Source organism: Clavibacter sp. MX14-G9D, from assembly GCF_032917815.1.
Lineage (GTDB): Bacteria > Actinomycetota > Actinomycetes > Actinomycetales > Microbacteriaceae > Clavibacter > Clavibacter michiganensis_K.
On record NZ_JAVCVL010000370.1, the window covers coordinates 1 to 1,330 of the forward strand.

General features: G+C 77.8%; 2 protein-coding genes. One reads left to right on the forward strand and one right to left on the reverse strand.

Annotation, left to right across the window (positions count from 1 at the left end):
• Window positions 1–281, reverse strand: a 281-nt coding sequence (locus Q6969_RS15700; protein WP_317231276.1) for a hypothetical protein, incomplete at its 3' end; no start/stop codon positions are given.
• A gap of 257 nt (window positions 282–538) precedes the next feature.
• On the opposite strand from Q6969_RS15700, the gene Q6969_RS15705 reads away from it, so the two are divergent.
• Window positions 539–1,330 (forward strand): CPBP family intramembrane glutamic endopeptidase (locus Q6969_RS15705; protein ID WP_317231277.1); only part of this gene is annotated, 792 nt, incomplete at its 3' end.

The following is a 1,330-nucleotide window of genomic DNA, read 5'->3' on the forward strand; positions in this document are numbered from 1 at the left end:
ACCATCGTGGGGAGCGACAGGACGAGCGACAGCTCCGCGGCCCGGCTCGCGCCCATCGGGCGGAACCGGGGCGGATGACCGGCGCGCGCGGCCGCACGCCGCGTCCGGTGGAGGCGCAGCCCGCGACGGAGCATCCGCACGCCCGCCGCCACGACTCCGGCCAGCGCGAGGACGAGGCCGACCGCGAACACGACGAGGAGCAGCCGCGGCGTGCCTGCGGCGAGCGGAGACCCGACCATCACCACCCAGCCCGCCGACATCAGGACCGTCTGCGGCCTCACGGGGAGGACGGGCCGCCCGTGCCGCCCGCGGCGGGACGGCGCGACCCGCGCCTCCCAGATGTCGAACCGCACGACCTGCCTCCCGGATCCCGTGCGGACGCTAGCCCGGACGCCGGTCCCCTGCGCCCGATCGTCCCCAGGCGCCTCCGCCGACCGGGACGGCGGGGTCGCGCCGACGAGGGCTGGGGACGCCCGGGAGGGCCGGGCCGCGCATCCGGTTGGCGTCGTCCTCTCCGCCCCGACCCGAGGAGAGCGCGATGACCGTCCCCGTCGACCCGTCGCGCCGCCGGCTCCGGACCGCGGGGGCCCTCGTGGTCGGGTACCTCGTCGTCACGGTCGGCCTGGGCGGCCTCCTCGAGGGCCTCGCGGGCGAGCGCGACGCGACGAGCCGCCTGGTGCTCGGCCACGTCATCCCCGTGACGATCGCCGTGGGCGGCCTCCTCCTGCACGTGTGGTGGGTGGGCGACCAGGCCGCCGTGTGGCGGGAGCGCTCGACCCTCGCGATGTCCCCGCGCCGGCCGTGGCTCCTCGCGTTCCCGGTGCTCCTCGCCCTGCTGCCGGTCCTCGGGGCGATGTCCGTGGCGTGGGGCGCGATCCCCGCGACGACCGTCCTCGTCGTCGCGGTGAGCACGGGCCTCGTGGGCGTCGGCGAGGAGCTGCTGATCCGGGGCGTGCTGCTCGTCGCCGTCCGGCAGCGTCACGGCGAGCTCGCGGCGCTGGGCGTCACCAGCGGCGTGTTCGCCCTCGGGCACGTGCCCGGCAGCCTCATGGGCGGCATGCCCGCACCCGAGCTCGCGCTGCAGGTCGCGTACCTCGCCGTCGTGGGCGCCGCCTGCCTCTGGATGCGCCGGGTCACGGGCCGCCTGTGGCCGGTCGTGGTCGTGCACGCGGCCGTCGACGCGACGGTCCTGCTCGGCGCGGCCTCCGGATCCGCGCCCGCGGCGCTCCCGGTGCCCGAGCAGACTGCGGCGGTCGTGCTGGCGGTCGTGCAGTCGCTGCTCGTCGTCGCCGTGGCGGCCGGGTGCGTGAGCGCCCGACGCGAGGACCGG